Here is a 16,407-nt window from a genome sequence, read left to right on the forward strand (position 1 = left end):
CCATAAGACCAGACGTCCTCGGATTTCCTGAGCTAGAGCCTGGCCGCCGCCACTTGTAATTTGAGGACCGATCGGTCTATATATCACGCATGAGCCGCCAGCCCCTAGCGCAATTGCCTCGCGGCCGCCCGCGAAGCTTCGACGTGGACGCCGCCGTCGAACACGCGATGAACGCGTTCTGGTCGCGCGGCTATCACGCCACCGCGCTGCCGGACCTGCTTCGTGCCACAAAATTGTCGCGTGGTAGCCTTTACGCCGCGTTCGGTGACAAGCACTCGCTGTTCCTTCGCGCGCTCGATCGCTACATTGCCGATGCGGTGGCACGGATGGATGTCGAGCTCAGCCCTCGCAAGGGGCCGATCGACGGCCTGCGAACCTTTCTGGCCGGCTACGTCGAGCGCACCAGCGGTGCCAACGGCCGGCGCGGGTGCCTGCTGGTGGCCACGGCCATGGAGCTAGCCGGGCAGGATTCCGAAGTAAACCGCCGCGTCGCGGGCTTCTTTAGGGCGATGGAGGCCAGGGTGGCGAGCGCACTATCCCGCGCAAAGACAGCAGGCCAGTTGGCGGAGGATGTCGATCCCTCGAGTGCCGCCAAGATTCTCGTCTGTTTCGTCGAGGGGCTGCGCGTCGTTGGCAAAACCGCGCCGGCAAGGACCACGTCGCAAGCCATCGCTGACGCTCTTCTCGATCGCTTCATCAGGTAGACGACTCTTCAGGCACGCACCGCAATTGGTGCGCCTATATTTGAACCAATCGGTCTTGAAAGAAAACACGCCATGTCTGCCATCCAGATCGTCTGCGCGGTAGCCGTCCCCCTGCTCTGGGGCTATCAGTTCGTGGCGATCAAGGTCGGCGTCGCGGAGTTTCCGCCGCTCTTCTTCCTCGCGCTGCGCTTTCTGGCGATCGCGCTGGTGCTCGTTCCGTTCGTCAAAAGACCCATGCGCGAGCAGCTCCGTCCTATCGCGGGCATTTCGATTTTCCTTGGCGCTTTGAACTTCGGCCTCTTCTATGTCGGCCTTGGGCTCGGCTCGGGAAGTATGTCGGCCGTCGCCTATCAGCTCGCCACGCCCTTCACCGTGCTGTTGGCCTGGCCGCTGCTCAGCGAGCGGCCGTCTCTCACCACCTGCGCCGGAGTGCTGCTGGCCTTCGTCGGCGTGGTCGTGCTGGCGGCGGAGCCGGGCCTGTCCACCAATTGGCTTCCTCTGCTGCTCGTGGTCGGGGCAGCCTTGGCGCGACCACTTCGCCAACGAACTGTTCGACTATCTCGTATACTACAACAACCACAGACCCCATCAGGCCTTGGCAGGACAAACTCCCAAGGCCTTCGCCGCTACCAAGACCACCGCGATCCAATCAGCGAATTATTGAACATCGACAGCAATGACGGGCAAGAATGTCCGCTCCCGAACGCGCGCTCGACCAACAAAAAAAACGCGGCGTTGCCGCCGCGTTTTTCGAGTCGATCTGCCGTTCGCAGCTTACGCCTGCGGCTGCGGCTCCAGGCCGGGATCCGGATCGGGGCGCGGGCGCGGCTTGCCGGCCGGAGGCACCGCGGAGGCGCGCGGCGTGGTCGGCTCGAGCACGGATTCGCGGTTCGGCTTCTTGCCCTTGAGCAGGTCGACGATCTCATCGCCGGTCAGCGTCTCGAACTCGAGCAGGCCCTTGGCAAGCGTCTCGAGGTCGGCGCGCTTCTCGGTGAGGATCCGGGTTGCTTCCTTGTAGCCTTCCTCGACCAGGCGCTTGATCTCGGAATCGATCTTCTGGACCGTCGCCTCGGAGGCGTTCTGCGTGCGCGACACCGACATGCCGAGGAACACCTCGTCCTGGTTCTCGCCGTAGGAGACGGTGCCGAGCTCTTCCGACAGGCCCCAGCGCGTCACCATCATGCGGGCAAGGCGCGTCGCCTGCTCGATGTCGGAGGCCGCGCCCGAGGTCACCTTCTCGCGGCCGAAGATCAGCTCTTCGGCGACGCGGCCGCCCATCATGATGGCGAGGCGCGAGGTCATCTGCTCCAGCGACATCGACAGCTTGTCGCGTTCCGGCAGCTGCATGACCATGCCGAGCGCACGGCCGCGCGGGATGATGGTCGCCTTATGAATCGGATCGGTCGCGGGCACGTTGAGGCCGACGATGGCGTGGCCGCCCTCGTGATAGGCCGTGAGCAGCTTCTCTTCCTCGGTCATGACGAGCGACTTGCGCTCGGCGCCCATCATCACCTTGTCCTTGGCCTCCTCGAACTCGGCCTGCGTCACCATCCGCTTGTTGCGGCGGGCGGCGGTCAAGGCGGCTTCGTTGACGAGATTCATGAGGTCGGCGCCGGAGAAGCCGGGCGTGCCGCGCGCGATGGTCTTGAGATTGATGTCCGGCGCCAGCGGAACTTTACGAACATGCACCTTGAGGATCTGCTCGCGGCCGACGACGTCAGGATTGGGCACCACGACCTGGCGGTCGAAGCGGCCGGGACGCAGCAGCGCGGGATCGAGCACGTCGGGACGGTTGGTCGCGGCAATGAGGATCACGCCCTCGTTGGCCTCGAAGCCGTCCATCTCGACCAGCAGCTGGTTCAGCGTCTGCTCGCGCTCGTCATTGCCGCCGCCGAGACCGGCGCCACGGTGACGACCGACGGCGTCGATTTCGTCGATGAAGATGATGCAGGGCGCGTTCTTCTTGGCCTGCTCGAACATGTCGCGCACGCGGGAAGCACCGACGCCGACGAACATCTCGACGAAGTCGGAACCGGAAATGGTGAAGAACGGCACGTTGGCTTCACCCGCGACCGCACGCGCGATCAGGGTCTTGCCGGTGCCGGGCGGGCCGACCAGCAGCACGCCGCGCGGGATGCGGCCGCCGAGGCGCTGGAACTTGCCGGGGTCGCGCAGGAACTCGACGATCTCCTGGAGGTCCTGCTTGGCCTCGTCGACGCCGGCGACGTCCTCGAAGGTGACGCGGCCATGCGCTTCGGTCAGCATCTTCGCACGCGACTTGCCAAAACCCATCGCCTTGCCGGCACCACCCTGCATCTGCCGCGACAGGAAGATCCAGACGCCGATCAGCGCGATGAAGGGCAGCCAGGAGACCAGCAGCGAGACGAACCACGGCACGTTGTCGCCGGGCGGCTTCGCCGTGATCTGCACCTTGCTGTCATAGAGGCGCTTCACCAGCGTCGGGTCGTTCGGCGCATAGGTCTGGAAGCTGGAGCCGTTGGTGAAGGTGCCGTGGATGTCGGGACCCTGGATCACGACGTCGCGCACATTGCCGCGGTCAACCTCGCTCAGCAGCTGGGAGAAGGCGATGTCCTGCGAGGAAGCGCGCTGACCCGGATTCTGGAAGAGCGTGAACAACGCCAACAGCAGCAAGACAATGATGACCCAGAGGGCGAAATTGCGCAGATTGGCGTTCATCGATCTTCCTTCGTGGTCGCGCGGATCGCGGCCGTGATCCTTGGGCAGTTACTTTGGTCAATGCGAGGAAATCCCAAGGAATCCTCTCGGTTAGACGCATACAATTTAGGTGCCGCCCCGGTCGCTGCCAAGGGAACGAGATGGGACTATTTATCCCATCTTAGCGCGATTCCCGCTGAAATAATGGCGCCCGAGCCGGGGTTTTTCCCGCCTGGTTAAGGTCGCCTGAGGCGCAGAGCCGAACCGGCCGGTGTCATGATCCCGACCTCATGCAGCGTTCATACACAGTTCAAGCGCCCTTGCGGCGCCGCGACGGCGCCGGCGCGATGCGGATACGCCCGCCGGCCAGGCTGATCAAGGCTCCCGCGAGCGTTTGCTTCAGAACCGGCCGGCCATTTGCGGCGGCACGGGGACCTGCGGCGATGGCCCGATCGAGCACGGCCATCAGGCTTTCGACCTTGCCGAGTTCCGCCGGCCCCTCGTACCCGAGCGCGTCGATGGCCCGCAGCAGGAGCCGCAGCCGGACCTCCTCCGGCAGGGCGGCAAATGCCGAGGCCTCGAAGCTCCGAACGCCCGCCTGCGGCGCAACGTCGCGATCCCGCAAGCGGAGGAAGCGCTCGGCGCCGTCGGCGAGCACCTCGACCGCCGCATTGGCGCGCGCCAGCCTTGACGCGAGCCGCACCAGCGTGCGGGCATCGCCGCCCTCGGCCGCGAGCTGTGGCAGCAGCGCGCGCAGCCGCGGCCGGGTGAAGGCGGTGTCGCGGTTGGAGGGGTCATCGGCAAAGCCGACCTTCGCCCGCTTCAAGGTCGCGATCAGCTGCGCCTTCGGGACGTCGAGCAGCGGACGCGCCAGCACGATGCCATCGCGCTCGCTGACACCAGCCATCGCCGAGAGCCCGGCAAGTCCGCTGCCGCGGAGCATTCGCATCAACAGGGTCTCGGCCTGATCATCGCGGGTGTGGGCGGTCAGCACATGTCTTGCGCCGACGGCGCGCGCGGCCTGTGCGAGCAGACGGTAGCGGGCCTCGCGCGCCGCGGCAGGCAGTCCCGTCTTCGGCTTTGCACCGCGCCAGCGCAAAGTCCGGTGCGGCAATCCGAGCTCGGCGGCGAGACGCTTGACCTCGCGCGCCTCGCGGGCCGCTTCCGGGCGCAGGCCGTGATCGACGGTGACAACGGTGAGTTGCGGGCCGCGCGCAAGACTGCGCCGCCAGCGGGCCGCGAGCCACATCAGCGCGACCGAGTCGGGCCCGCCCGAGACCGCGAGCACCAGCGCCGACGCAGTTTTGAGGCCGGCGAACAGCCGCCTCGCCTCACGTGCCGAGATCGGAGAATTGTCGTCGTCTGACATGACGCGGCCCAGAAATCGTCAGCGGATGATTGCGATGTTTAGCGCAGCACCATCCGCATTGTCAGGACTCAAACGCCAGGCGTCAGCACTTCACCCGCTTCTGCTCGCGATCGACCGCGGCTTTGACACCGGCCGAGGCGCGCGGATATTTGCGGCCGACCTCGCCGAGGGCGGCGCAGGCGGCCTCCTTCTCCTTCAGCGCGGCGAGCGACTGGCCGAGTCGCAGCAGGGCATCCGGCGCCTTGGCCGATTTTTCGTATTTGGTGGTGACGGCGAGGAAGGCTTCCGCGGAATCGCGATATTGCTGGCGCTGGAAGTAGCTCTCGCCGAGCCAGTATTGCGCATCGCCGAGCAGCGGGTCGCTCGGATATTTCTGCGCAAAATTCTTCATGGTCTGCTCGGCGAGCGCATAGTCCTTGCGCTGCATGTAGCCGATGCCGAGGTCGAACTCGTCGCGCGGCGTTGCCGAGGGCGGCAGCGTCGTCAGGCCAGCGCCGCCTGATGGCGCGGGATAGCCGGATTGGGCCGGCGGATAGCCGGGCTGGGCGGCCGGGGGAGCGGCCTGCTGCTGATAACGGGGGCTGGTGTTGGCAAGATCGAGCGGCTCGCCGGCACCGCGTCCGCCCGGTGCTCCTGCCGGCATAGGCTGCTGCCCACCGCCGAGCGCACGTGGCGCACCGGGCGCGGTCGGGTTCTGGTTCGGATCGAAGGCATCGCCGCGGCGGCGCGTGCCCGGTGCGCCAGGCGCCGGCTGCTCCTGAACGATCGGCGCGGGAGCCGCGATCTGCGGCTGCTCGTAATTCGGCTGCACGGCCGGTTGTTGCGGCTGCTGCTGGCGATAGCCCGGCGCGACTTGGCTGGGTGCGATCTGGGCAGGCGGCATCGCCGCGACGCTGGGCGCCTGTCCGGGCGGGGCTTGCGCGCCGCTTTCGAGCGCCCGCAGCCGCTCCTCGAGCTGGCGGTTGCGATATTGCAGCTGCTCGTTCTGGCCGGTGAGCTGGCGCAGCTGGTTCTCCAGCCGCTCGATCCGCATCTCGGGGTCGGCATCATCCGACTGCGCGAAGACCGACTGCGCAAGTGCGGGCGAGCACAAAGAGAGCAGCGCGGCAATCGCCGCGGTGCCGGTAAAGACCTTAAATCTGGATGACATCTTGCCCTGACGACAAAAGCGAAATGGCCTGCAACGGAACATTCGACGCGCCACACATTGAAGTGGAGTACGCCAAAAATGTGACTGGTACCAAGGGGTTTCCGTCACAGAATGCTGAAACGAAACCGGCGCCCGAGAGGGCGCCGGCATAATCGAGTTCTGAAGCTGAACGGCACCTGACTGAAGCGTCAGGAGCTCGCGTTCAAGACGGTGACGGCGCGCCGGTTCTGCGACCAGCAGGAGATGTCGTTACAGACGGCCACCGGCCGCTCCTTGCCGTAGGAGATCGTGCGCATGCGGTTCGGATCGATGCCGCGTGAGGCGAGGAACGAACGCACCGACTGGGCTCTCCGGGCGCCGAGCGCGATGTTGTATTCGCGGGTGCCGCGCTCGTCGGCATGACCTTCGATGGTGAAGCTGTAGCGCGGATAGGTCTGCAGCCACTGCGCCTGCTTCTCCAGGGTCACGATCGCCTGCGGGGTCAGATCGGTCTGGTCGCTCTCGAAGAACACGCGGTCACCCACGTTGACGACGAAGTCCTGCTGGCTGCCCGGCGTCGCCGCGTTGGCCATCGCATCCGTCGCAGCATTCTTGTTGGCGCAGGCGCCCATCGACAGCGCGACAGCAAGCACCGCGACCAGCTTCAATCCCTGGAGGATACGCATAGGATGTTTCATTCCGGAGCCTCCACGCTCGCGTTAGTCCACTGCTGTCCGGTCTACAGGGGGTTGGTTAAGCGAACGTTCCGTCAACCTTGACGGAACCTTGCCTCAGCCAGTCAAATGCCCCCAACCAGCGAAAAGCACCCGTCATGGTTAATGGGTTGTAAATGTGGCGCAAGGGTGAAGGCAAGCGGTGCTTATGACCAGAACGCGCGCTTGCACCAGGATAGAACCCCCGCTGCCAGCGCCTGAAAACACATGAACCACAAACGAGGCGGAGGGATCAGGCCTGGGCGGCCACAGCGCCGGCAACAAGAACCGGCCTGGGTGCGGCGATCCGGTGGGTGCCCCGTTCAAATAGCATCCGCCGCTCAAACGCGCTCGAGCGCATGATCGGGAAACGCGTCAGGATCTTTTCCCGGACCTTGGGATAATTCGAGGCCATCAGGACGGCTTTCTTCGTCGGCCAGCCCGGAAATGAACGCGGCTCAGTGAGAGTCTCGGACAGGAACACGCGGCGGTAGAACGCCTGATGATCGGTCCGCACCATCGAAAGTCCGACATCGGCATTGAAATGCTCGCAAGCTACGAAAGGCAGCCGCACCGTCAGATAGGGCAGTTCAGGGAACCGCTGCTGCATTTCGGGATCGGCAACAAATCGACACGGATCGACAAAAACCTCGCCCCGGTCCAGGCGAGGATGCAGGACGTCGCCGAACACCTCCGTGGTGTAGGACATCCGCCATTCGGAGGTCAGAACGTGGATGCGCACGGCAGCGCAAAGCTCGTCTGCGACGTAGACGCCGAAATTCCAAACGTTGGGCGCGCTATCAAAACGGTCAGTTACCCGCTGGGACTCGGACGGTGGGATCAGTCCTGCTTGCAGATAGGCGCGGTAGCGCATCCGATACAGGGTTTCATTGTCCTCCGGCGTTTCGAGGAGGCGATAGTCGATGCGATCGAACAGCGCGGCTCCGCGCGGAAGGAGCGCCGTCTGCGGTTCGGCCCCGGACTTCATCTGCAATCTCTACGCTCCGAACAACCTCTGCGAGTAGGTAGAGATTAATGGTTCATTAACGGAATTGCAAAGACTTGAATCGGTTACGGTTAACCCCGTACGACTACGGTGATGCTGAACGAGCGGAAACGAAGGGATATTGAGAACTGGAAGTCAGGCGATCGATCGCGATACGGCGACCACCTGATCCTTGCCGCCGCGAATGCCGTGCGAGGCATTGAGCAATTGGCGCACCCGCACCGCCGGTACCGGCCGGCTGAACAGATAACCCTGTCCCTCGGTCACCGTACCGTCGGCACTGATCAGTTCGAGCTGCTCGTTGGTCTCGATTCCCTCGACCACGACGGACATGCCAAGGTCCGCCGACAGTCTTGCCACGCCGCGCAAAAGCGTCAGCGGCCGGTCGGCGTCGATGCCCTCCAGGAAGGAGCGGTCGATCTTCACCTTCTGCATCGGGAAATTGTGCAGATAGCTGAGGCTGGAGTAGCCGGTACCGAAATCGTCGAGCGAGATGCGCACGCCGAGCGCATGCAGTTGCGACAGGATGTCGTGCGTGAGCTGGGTGTTGCGCAGCAGCGAGGACTCGGTGATCTCGATCTCCAGCCGATGCGCCGGCAGGCCCGACACTTCGAGCGCGTAGCGGATTTCGCTCAGCACGTCCCGCTGGTGGAATTGCTGCGGCGAGAAGTTGACGGCGACGCTGACGCCCTCCGGCCACTTCGCGCATTCCATGCAGGCGCGGCGCAGGATCCAGCGGCCGAGATCGACGATCAGGCCCATGTCTTCGGCAACCGGGATGATGTCGACCGGCGAGACCGTGCCGCGCACCGGATGATTCCAGCGCAGCAGCGCCTCGCAGGTGGTGATCTTGCCGGATTTCAGATTGACCAGCGGCTGATAGAACAGCTCGAACTCCTCGTGAGCGAGCGCCTTGCGCAGGTCGAGCTCGAGGATGCGGCGGGCCTCGACGGTCGCCGCCATCTCGTCGCGGAAGAAGCAGAAGGTGCCGCGGCCGTCGGCCTTGGCGCGGTACAGCGCCATATCGGCGTTCTTGAGCAGCGTATCGGCGCTGGTGCCATCCGGCGAGGTCAGTGCGATGCCGACGCTGGCGCCGATCTCGACCAGATGGTTGTCGATGCGATAGCGCTCGCTCAGCCGCTCGACGATACGGCGGGCCAGCGCAGCTGCGTCCTCGGGCGAGGAGAGGTTCTGCTGGAACACGACGAACTCGTCGCCGCCGAAACGGGCGACGAAATCCTCGGGGCGCAGCATCTCGCGCAGACGGTTGGCCACCGCGCACAGGAGCTGGTCACCGCAGGGATGGCCCAGCGTATCGTTGACTTGCTTGAACTGGTCAAGATCAACGAACAGCAGAGCGGATAGACGCGCTGAATTCCGCGCGACGGCGAGCAACCGCTCGATCTCGTCGCGAAAATTGACACGGTTCGGCAGCGCTGTGAGGTCATCGTAGCGAGCCAGATGGCTGATCCTGGCCTCGGCGTTGCGCCGCTCGGTGATGTCCTCGAGCAGTACCACCGCGCCGCCATCAGCCATCGGCTGGACGGTCCATGACAGCGAACGGTTCCTTCGCGGATCGGGGTCGGTGGTGATGATTTCCTTCGCCTGCGCGGTTTCGATGTCGGCAATAATCAGGTCGCCGCTCGCGGCCGATATCGATCCCGCTTCGACGCATGCGGCGACGACGCCGCGCACGCTCGTGCCGTTCTGGGCGAGATTGTCGGGCAGGTCCATCATCGCGCCAAAGCGGTGGTTCATCACCGCGAGTTGGCCGTCGATGCGAAACATGCAGAGTCCGTGCGGCATGTTGTTGAGGGCCGTGTCGAACTGGCCGGCGAGCGCAGCCTCGCGCTCGCGTGCGATAACCGCGCGCAGAAATATCTTGTGCAGATTGCCGGAGAGCCGCATGACCGAGAGCAGGAACGCGGCGCACACGACGGACATTGCCACGTAATAGGGCGTGCCGCGCAGCGCCAGCGCGACCACAGCCGGGCCGAATATCAAGGTGGCTTGCAGACGAAATATCGACTGCCGTCCGTAAGCTCTCCCCGCTCCTCCGGCCACGATTCCGGTGGTGACCGAGAGGGCAATCATGTGAGCGATGGCGTCGTCATTGCTCAGCAGGGTCGTGGAGCACCATAGACCAATCACGACGGCCTGGATGAGCGCTCCGACTTGGTAGCGCATTTGCAGATTTGCCGCTTGTTCCGCGCTCAGGACCGATTTTCGGGCCTGGTACCGGCTCAAATCGAAGGCCCGTATAGCTCCTGCGAGAATGAGAAGAGGAACAAATCCCCAAATCAGCGTCTGTCCCGTCTTCAGCGCCGTCAAGGATGCCGCGAACGCCGAGAAGATGATGCCGGTAAGCACCGTGCCAGGAGCCTCGAACAGCGAATCGGTCAGCGCCGCCGAAATCGTCGGCGAGGCCTGCTCCTCAGGTTCTCCGCTCTGGCTTGCGAACTGCATTTGTATCTGTACGCGCGTCCTGTTTGGCGCGTAGTTTTACTCAACCCAGATGAAGCCTTTCTGAGGGAACATCGTTAAAGTGGAGTTGTTTTTCGGCAATGGCGGACCTATTTCTGCTGATATTTCAAGCTACTAGGCAAGCCTTGCCGAGCGCAAGGCGAAGGAAAGCTTGCTTTCCTCAGCGAAGCCGAAAAAATCTGCCCGCATTTTCGACAACGTTGCGCGTCTGACCGCGTAACTCTTTATTGGCCCGCCGTCGAAGACAATAGCGGCGACCACGCCGGGTCTGAGGCGAAGCCTGGCGTCGGCACCTTCAGCTCGTTGCGCCCCGAAATGTCGACGCTGTACAGCGACGGTCCGCTGTTGCCGCCGGGGTCGCGAAAGAACATCAGCACGCGGCCGTTCGGCGAGAAGGTCGGGCCTTCGTTGTGGAAGCCGGAGGTGAGCAGCCGCTCGCCGGAGCCGTCCGGCTTCATGACGCCAATCGCGAACTGCCCGCCGCCTTGCCTGGTGAAGGCGATGTAATCGCCCTTCGGCGACCACACGGGTGTCGAATAGCTGGCGTTGGTGTCGTCCTTGGAGAAGGAGATGCGCTGCGCCTGCCCACCGCCCGCCGCCATCACATAGATCTGCGACCTGCCGCCGCGATCGGATTCGAAGCAGATCCGGCTGCCATCTGGAGAATAAGAAGGAGAAGTGTCGATCGCCGGCGTGTCGGTGAGGCGCGTGGTCGAGCGCGAGCGCAGATCCATCACGAACAGGTTGGAATTGCCGCCCTGCTGCAGGCTCATGATGACGCGCTGGCCGTCCGGCGAGAAGCGCGGCGCAAAGGTCATGCCGGGGAAATTGCCGACGATCTCGCGCTGGCCGGTCTCGATGTTGAAGAGATAGACCTTCGGATCGCCCTGGCCGAACTCCATGTAGGTGATCTCTTGCGAGTTGGGCGAGAACCGCGGCGTCAGCACGAGGTCGGAGCCGCGGGTCAGGTAGCGGACATTGGCGCCGTCCTGATCCATCATCGCAAGTCGCTTGACGCGGCGCTCCTTCGGCCCGGTTTCGTCCACGAACACCACGCGGCTGTCGAAATAGCCCTTCTCGCCAGTCATCCGCTCGTAGATCTGATCGGAGATGATGTGGGCGATGCGGCGCCAATATTCCGGCGAGGTGAAATATTGCTGGCCGGCGAGCTGTTGGCCGGAGACGACGTCCCACAGGCGGAATTCGGCCTTGAGCCTTCCGTCGGGCTGCCGCGTCATGCGGCCGGTGACGAGGGCCTGCGCGTTGATGGTCTTCCAGTTCTGGAATTGCGGCGCGACGTCGATGTTGCTGATGCGCTCGATGAAGGCGGCCTGGTCGATCGGCGCGAACAGCCCCGAGCGCTTCAGGTTGTTGGTGATCACCTGCGTGACGCCGTTGCCGACGTCGCCGTCGGCGGGCGAGCCCGGCACGAAGTTGGTGATCGCGATCGGGATCGGCTGGAACGCCGTGGGATCGATGCGAAGGCGGGGCTCCTGGCCCTGCGCGCAGGCCCGGCCGCCCCCGAGCATCGCGAGCGTCGATCCGGTCAGGGTCATGAAGCGGCGGCGGTTCATCGATCGGACGTCATTCATTGCAAAATTCTTTTGTTCGGATGTCACAACATATCTTTCAGGCCGAAAGTCATGGGAATGAGCTTCCAGCTCTCGTACTGCTGCTTCGGCATGAACGAGTAGACCTGACACTGCACGATGGCGCGCTTGGCGCTCTCCGCCACCGCCTGGGCGATCGACCGCGACGGTCCCCTCACCGCGACGACGATCGGCTCGGAGGCGAGCGATCCATCGATCTTCATGGGAATGTCGATGTCGGCCTCATACTGCTCGGCATCCTGCCCGTTATAGGTCGGCGTGAAGCAGCGCTTGACTGCGCCTTGGAATGCACCACGCCAGGTCGCGACGTTGTTGGCGGCCGTCCCCGTCGCCGCTCCTAGCGAGGCCGACGCGTTCAACGTCGAGCCGGCGAGCTCGTGCCGGGTGGCAGCGCGCTTGTCGAGGTCGCGCTGGATCTGGGCGGGATCGAAGGTGCGCTCCTTGGGCTTCGGCTGCTGCTGCGGCTGCACCGCCGCGACCTTTTGCTCAACCGGCTTTGGCGGCGGCTTCTTGGTCTCCAGCTTCTTCTGGAGCTCGGCGATCGGATCTTCCTTGGCCGGATCAGGCTTCTTTTCCTGCGGCTTCGGCTCTTCCTTCGGCTTTGCCTCGGCAACGGGCTTCGGCGGCTCGGGCTTCTTTTCGACCGGCTTCTCGACGGGTTTTGGCGGCGGCTCGGGCGTCGAGTTGGTCTTGATCAGCTCTTTCTTCTCGGTGACCTTGCCGACAGCGTCTTCCTCGGGCTTGGGCTCCGCGATCTTCTCCACCTTCGGCTTCGGCTTGTCCTTGTCGCCGGTCTTCTGCCCTGCCATCATCTTCGCGAGCTGATCCGAGGAGATGATGTCGATCGGAAGCGACTCTTCCGGCGCCACATAGGCCTTGCTGCTAAAGGTGACGAGCCCCCATCCCAGCACAAGGACGTGGAGAGCAATCGACGCAACGAGTGTCTTGTCGACCTTCACCTTCACGGCCTACCCCTGATCCGCTTCCGTGACGAGCGCCAGCTTCTTGAAGCCCGCGCCGGATAACAGGCCCATCACCCTGGCAACCGTTCCGTAATCGGCCTTCTTGTCGGCGCGCAGATAGATGCGTTCCTCGAGCCCTCCGCGGGCGTCCGTGATCGCCTTGAGCTTCGGCACCAGCTCGTTGATCGCGATCTCGGCGTCGTTGATGAACACCTTGCCCTTGATGTCGACTGACATCTGGATCGGCTTCTGGTCGTTCTGCTCGAGGCTTTTCGCCTGGGTCTGCGGCAGATCGAGCGGCACGCCGACGGTGAGCAGTGGTGCCGACACCATGAAGATGATGAGCAGCACCAGCATGACGTCGACCATGGGAGTGACGTTGATCTCGGCCATGACCGGCTTGCGCCGGCTGCGGCGCCCGCCGCCTCCGGACGAACTCGCGACGTTCATGCCCATGGTCTGGTGCCCAATTTGCCCTTCACACTATACATGCCGTCGGTCAGCCCCGCTCGTCGATCTGACGCGACAGGATGGCGGAAAATTCATCCGCGAAGCCCTCGAGCCGCTGGGCCTGCCGGTTCACCTCGGAGGTGAACTTATTGTAGAAAATAGTGGCAGGAATGGCGGCGATAAGGCCGACGGCGGTCGCAAACAGCGCCTCGGCAATACCGGGAGCCACCACCGCCAGAGAGGTATTTTTCGACGCCGCGATCGACTGGAAGCTCGACATGATGCCCCAGACCGTGCCGAACAGGCCGACGAAGGGGCCGGCGGAGCCGACCGTCGCGAGCACCAAGAGCCGGCGTTCCAGCCGCTCGACCTCGCGCGCGATCGACACGTTCATCACCTTGTCGATGCGCATCTGGAGGCCCGCGACCGAGCGGGCATGGCTCTCGAAGGAACGCTTCCATTCGCGCATCGCCGCGACGAAACAGGCCGCCATGGAATGGGTCGGCTTGGCCGAGAGCGTGCGATAGAGCTCCTCGATCGATTCGCCGGACCAGAAGGCCTGCTCAAATCGGTCCATCGAGCGCCGCGTGCGCGCGTAAAGAAAGATCTTGTCGATGGCGATCGCCCAGACCCAGACCGAACAGGACAGAAGTCCCAGCATCACCGCCTTCACGATCCAGTGAGCCTGCCAGAACAGCGCAATCAGCGACACGTCGGCGGAGGCAGCAACCGGAAGGGCTGACTGAGCCACGTCGGCCGGATTCATAAGCAGTATCCTCTCAAGGCGATCGTTACCTGACGTCCTTCGGCCAGCAAATGGCTGCCGGTGTTCCCCAACAGCCGCGCTAGAACCGGCGCGGCTGGCAAGCCCGCTCAAAGCCTTGTCTTTTTGGGGTGCAGGGCTCGTCCAAAGGCTCTTCCAAAGCCGGTCGCCTGCATTCCCCGCCAAGATGTCAAAACTATGGGCTTCGACACGGCTTCGGGCGCGACTGTCCGCAATTACCAGAGCCCGGCGTTGGTTAATGCCGGGTTACCGCCAGCGAGTTTGGCTACGGGAAAGGCAGGCAACGCAGGGGGATGGAGGCAGGCAGGGTCCGCGGCGTCGGGACAGGGGAGTTCCGCCTCCTCCGTCCCGTGCCTGCAGGAACCAGCTCTCGCCCGGAAAAGTTGTCCCAGAAATTCATTTTTGCGAGGTTTTCCATGAGCATCAACCCCAAAACGACCGCCGCAGTCGGCGACCACCCTCTGCACCCCATGCTGATTCCATTCCCCGTCGCGTTCCTGGTCGGCGCGCCCATCGCCGATCTGGCATTCATCGGAACCGGCGATACTTTCTGGGCGCGCGCCGCGATCTGGCTGATCGGAGCCGGCATCGTCATGGCGCTCGTTGCTGCTGCGGCCGGCTTTACGGACTTCTTCAGCGAGCCCCGGATCCGCCGCCTGAATGATGCCTGGTACCACATGGTCGGCAATCTCGCGGCGGTCGTGCTGGCGCTGGTGAACTTCTATCTCCGCTACGCGCAAGGCACTGAAGCTGCGGTCAAGCCGTGGGGCGTGGTGCTGTCGCTCATCGTCGTCGGTATCCTCCTGTTCACGGGATGGAAGGGCTGGGAAATGGTGTATCGGCATCACGTCGCGGTGCTGGACGCGCCAGGCCAGACCAGTTCGGAGCCGGTCACGCCACATCGTGGCGGCGAGAGCCACCGGCGGGCCGCCTGACGCCGTGCCGATGCTGATGTTCTGAAAGGCTTGTGACCTCCGCCGATCGCCACATTGGCGCCGATCATCATGCCGGTGGCACGGTCGAAATCCTCGGCGATCGGCCGCTGCGCTCGACCTGGCGTGCGCTCGGTGCCGTTTCCGTGAGACTACGTGCTTGCATAGCAGGCATTCAGGACCATATGTTCGTCGAGCTTCGGCCGACTGCTTTGGCCGAATGTACCAGCAAAGCATCTCGTTCGCGACCCCGCGGTGGCACGCCATCAGCGGGGTTTTTCAGGCGGCCGACTTTGGCGCCGCCGGAGCGAAACGCATCATCTTCGTTCAAGGTCACTCTGAAAACATGTCGCCCAACACCGCCGCCGACGACCAGCATGAGGACATCATGTATCCCTCCGCCCTGCCGTTTCTGCTGGTCCATCTCGGCTGCGTTGCAGCGATCTGGTCAGGCATCGATTGGCAGGCACTCGTGATCTGCGTCTTACTGTATTGCGTGCGGATGTTTGCGATCGGAGCCGGCTACCACCGCTACTTCTCACATCGGGCGTTTGCGACCGGCCGAGTGTTTCAGTTTATCCTGGCCTGCCTCGCGCAGAGCAGCGCGCAGAAGAGCGTCCTGTGGTGGGCGGCCAAGCATCGGCACCATCACCTGCATTCCGATACGGAAACCGACGTGCACTCGCCGCGTCACCGCGGCTTCCTCTACAGCCATCTCGGCTGGATTTTTTCCCGGCAGCACGACGCCACCGACCTCGTCAAGATCGCCGATTTCGCCGCTTATCCGGAGCTGATGTGGCTGCATCGGCTCGAGCTGCTGCCGGCCTTTGTGCTTGCAGCGCTTTGCTTCCTGGTGGCGGGCTGGTCAGGTCTGGTCGTCGGCTTCCTCTGGAGCACGGTGCTGGTCTATCACGCGACCTTCTGCATCAATTCCCTCGCCCATGTGCATGGACGCAAGCGGTACGTGACGGGTGATGATTCCCGCAACAATTGGCTGCTGGCGTTGTTCACCCTGGGCGAGGGCTGGCACAACAATCACCACGCCTACCAGAGCAGCGTGCGACAAGGCTTTCGCTGGTGGGAGATCGACGTGACCTATTACGTCCTGAAGGTCTTGTCGTGGGTCGGCGTCGTCTGGAACATGAAGGCGCCGCCCGAACAGGTGCTGCGCAACGAGCAACCGCTCGGCTCGCGGGTCATCAATCGGGCGGCCCGCGAACTTGCCGGACGTTTCGATGCGCAGACCTTGGCGCATGCGATCTCGTCGGCGCGGCGCCGGGCCGACCTCGCCCAGCTGCAACTGCCGACGCTGCACGACATCCTCAACCGCGCGCACGAAGGCGTCGATGCGCTGACGCATCTGCATCTGCCGAAGATCCCGAGCCGGGACGAGTTTCTCGCCGAGGCCAAGGCGATGTTCGCGCGAACACGATCGCTCAACGAAATCGTGGACCACGCCTACGAACACTTCCTGGCGTCGGTCCGCGCGCAGCTCGCGACCACGACCTGAACGTTGCGGCTGACCGCCGCGCTTCCCTGAAAACCAAACCGCCCGCCTGCGGGTTGCGCAGGCGGGCGGCTCGGGGCC

13 protein-coding genes and 1 pseudogene are annotated in these 16,407 nt (G+C 63.9%); 4 read left to right on the forward strand and 10 right to left on the reverse strand.

Features of this window, described 5'->3' with window-relative positions:
- Positions 1 to 89: 89 nt before the first annotated feature.
- Together IVA92_RS02525 and IVA92_RS02530 are read left to right on the forward strand one after the other, a co-directional pair.
- Positions 90 to 704, forward strand: coding sequence for a TetR/AcrR family transcriptional regulator (locus IVA92_RS02525; RefSeq protein ID WP_247280195.1), 615 nt, complete (start codon positions 90 to 92; stop codon positions 702 to 704).
- Positions 705 to 776: 72 nt separating this feature from the next.
- Positions 777 to 1,226, forward strand: a pseudogene (locus IVA92_RS02530) (DMT family transporter); the annotation flags it as partial.
- A 252-nt stretch (positions 1,227 to 1,478) separates the two neighbouring features.
- On the opposite strand, the gene ftsH reads toward IVA92_RS02530, so the two are convergent.
- The 10 genes from ftsH to tolQ all read right to left on the reverse strand — a co-directional run bounded on the left by ftsH (position 1,479) and on the right by tolQ (position 13,869).
- Complete coding sequence (gene ftsH / locus IVA92_RS02535; RefSeq protein ID WP_035998585.1) at positions 1,479 to 3,401, reverse strand: ATP-dependent zinc metalloprotease FtsH; 1,923 nt, start codon at positions 3,399 to 3,401, stop codon at positions 1,479 to 1,481.
- Positions 3,402 to 3,690: 289 nt separating this feature from the next.
- On the reverse strand, positions 3,691 to 4,749 hold the full coding sequence (gene tilS, locus IVA92_RS02540) for a tRNA lysidine(34) synthetase TilS (protein ID WP_247280196.1): 1,059 nt from the start codon (positions 4,747 to 4,749) through the stop codon (positions 3,691 to 3,693).
- Positions 4,750 to 4,831: 82 nt separating this feature from the next.
- A complete protein-coding gene (ybgF, locus tag IVA92_RS02545; RefSeq protein WP_247280197.1) occupies positions 4,832 to 5,899 on the reverse strand; it encodes a tol-pal system protein YbgF in 1,068 nt (355 codons plus the stop codon).
- A 188-nt stretch (positions 5,900 to 6,087) separates the two neighbouring features.
- Positions 6,088 to 6,576 carry a peptidoglycan-associated lipoprotein Pal gene (pal, locus tag IVA92_RS02550; protein WP_035704649.1) on the reverse strand — a complete coding sequence of 163 codons (489 nt, stop codon included), beginning with the start codon at positions 6,574 to 6,576 and terminating at the stop codon, positions 6,088 to 6,090.
- A gap of 268 nt (positions 6,577 to 6,844) precedes the next feature.
- Positions 6,845 to 7,579 (reverse strand): hypothetical protein, encoded by a 735-nt coding sequence (locus IVA92_RS02555; RefSeq protein WP_247280278.1) that lies wholly within the window; start codon positions 7,577 to 7,579, stop codon positions 6,845 to 6,847.
- Positions 7,580 to 7,732: 153 nt separating this feature from the next.
- A complete protein-coding gene (locus IVA92_RS02560; protein WP_247280198.1) occupies positions 7,733 to 10,063 on the reverse strand; it encodes an EAL domain-containing protein in 2,331 nt (776 codons plus the stop codon).
- A gap of 242 nt (positions 10,064 to 10,305) precedes the next feature.
- Positions 10,306 to 11,673: a Tol-Pal system beta propeller repeat protein TolB gene (gene tolB, locus IVA92_RS02565; RefSeq protein WP_247280199.1), complete on the reverse strand. Its 1,368-nt coding sequence runs from the start codon at positions 11,671 to 11,673 to the stop codon at positions 10,306 to 10,308.
- Between the two features lie 23 nt (positions 11,674 to 11,696).
- On the reverse strand, positions 11,697 to 12,656 hold the full coding sequence (locus tag IVA92_RS02570) for a protein TolA (protein WP_247280200.1): 960 nt from the start codon (positions 12,654 to 12,656) through the stop codon (positions 11,697 to 11,699).
- A 3-nt stretch (positions 12,657 to 12,659) separates the two neighbouring features.
- A complete protein-coding gene (gene tolR / locus IVA92_RS02575) occupies positions 12,660 to 13,109 on the reverse strand; it encodes a protein TolR (protein WP_028173005.1) in 450 nt (149 codons plus the stop codon).
- Positions 13,110 to 13,152: 43 nt separating this feature from the next.
- A complete protein-coding gene (gene tolQ, locus IVA92_RS02580; protein WP_028180156.1) occupies positions 13,153 to 13,869 on the reverse strand; it encodes a protein TolQ in 717 nt (238 codons plus the stop codon).
- Positions 13,870 to 14,303: 434 nt separating this feature from the next.
- On the opposite strand from tolQ, the gene IVA92_RS02585 reads away from it, so the two are divergent.
- Positions 14,304 to 14,822 carry a DUF2231 domain-containing protein gene (locus IVA92_RS02585; RefSeq protein ID WP_247280201.1) on the forward strand — a complete coding sequence of 173 codons (519 nt, stop codon included), beginning with the start codon at positions 14,304 to 14,306 and terminating at the stop codon, positions 14,820 to 14,822.
- A 343-nt stretch (positions 14,823 to 15,165) separates the two neighbouring features.
- Positions 15,166 to 16,329 (forward strand): fatty acid desaturase, encoded by a 1,164-nt coding sequence (locus tag IVA92_RS02590; RefSeq protein WP_247280202.1) that lies wholly within the window; start codon positions 15,166 to 15,168, stop codon positions 16,327 to 16,329.
- The last annotated feature ends 78 nt before the right edge of the window (positions 16,330 to 16,407 follow it).

It is taken from the genome of Bradyrhizobium sp. 154 (genome assembly GCF_023073875.1).
Taxonomy (GTDB): Bacteria; Pseudomonadota; Alphaproteobacteria; order Rhizobiales; family Xanthobacteraceae; genus Bradyrhizobium.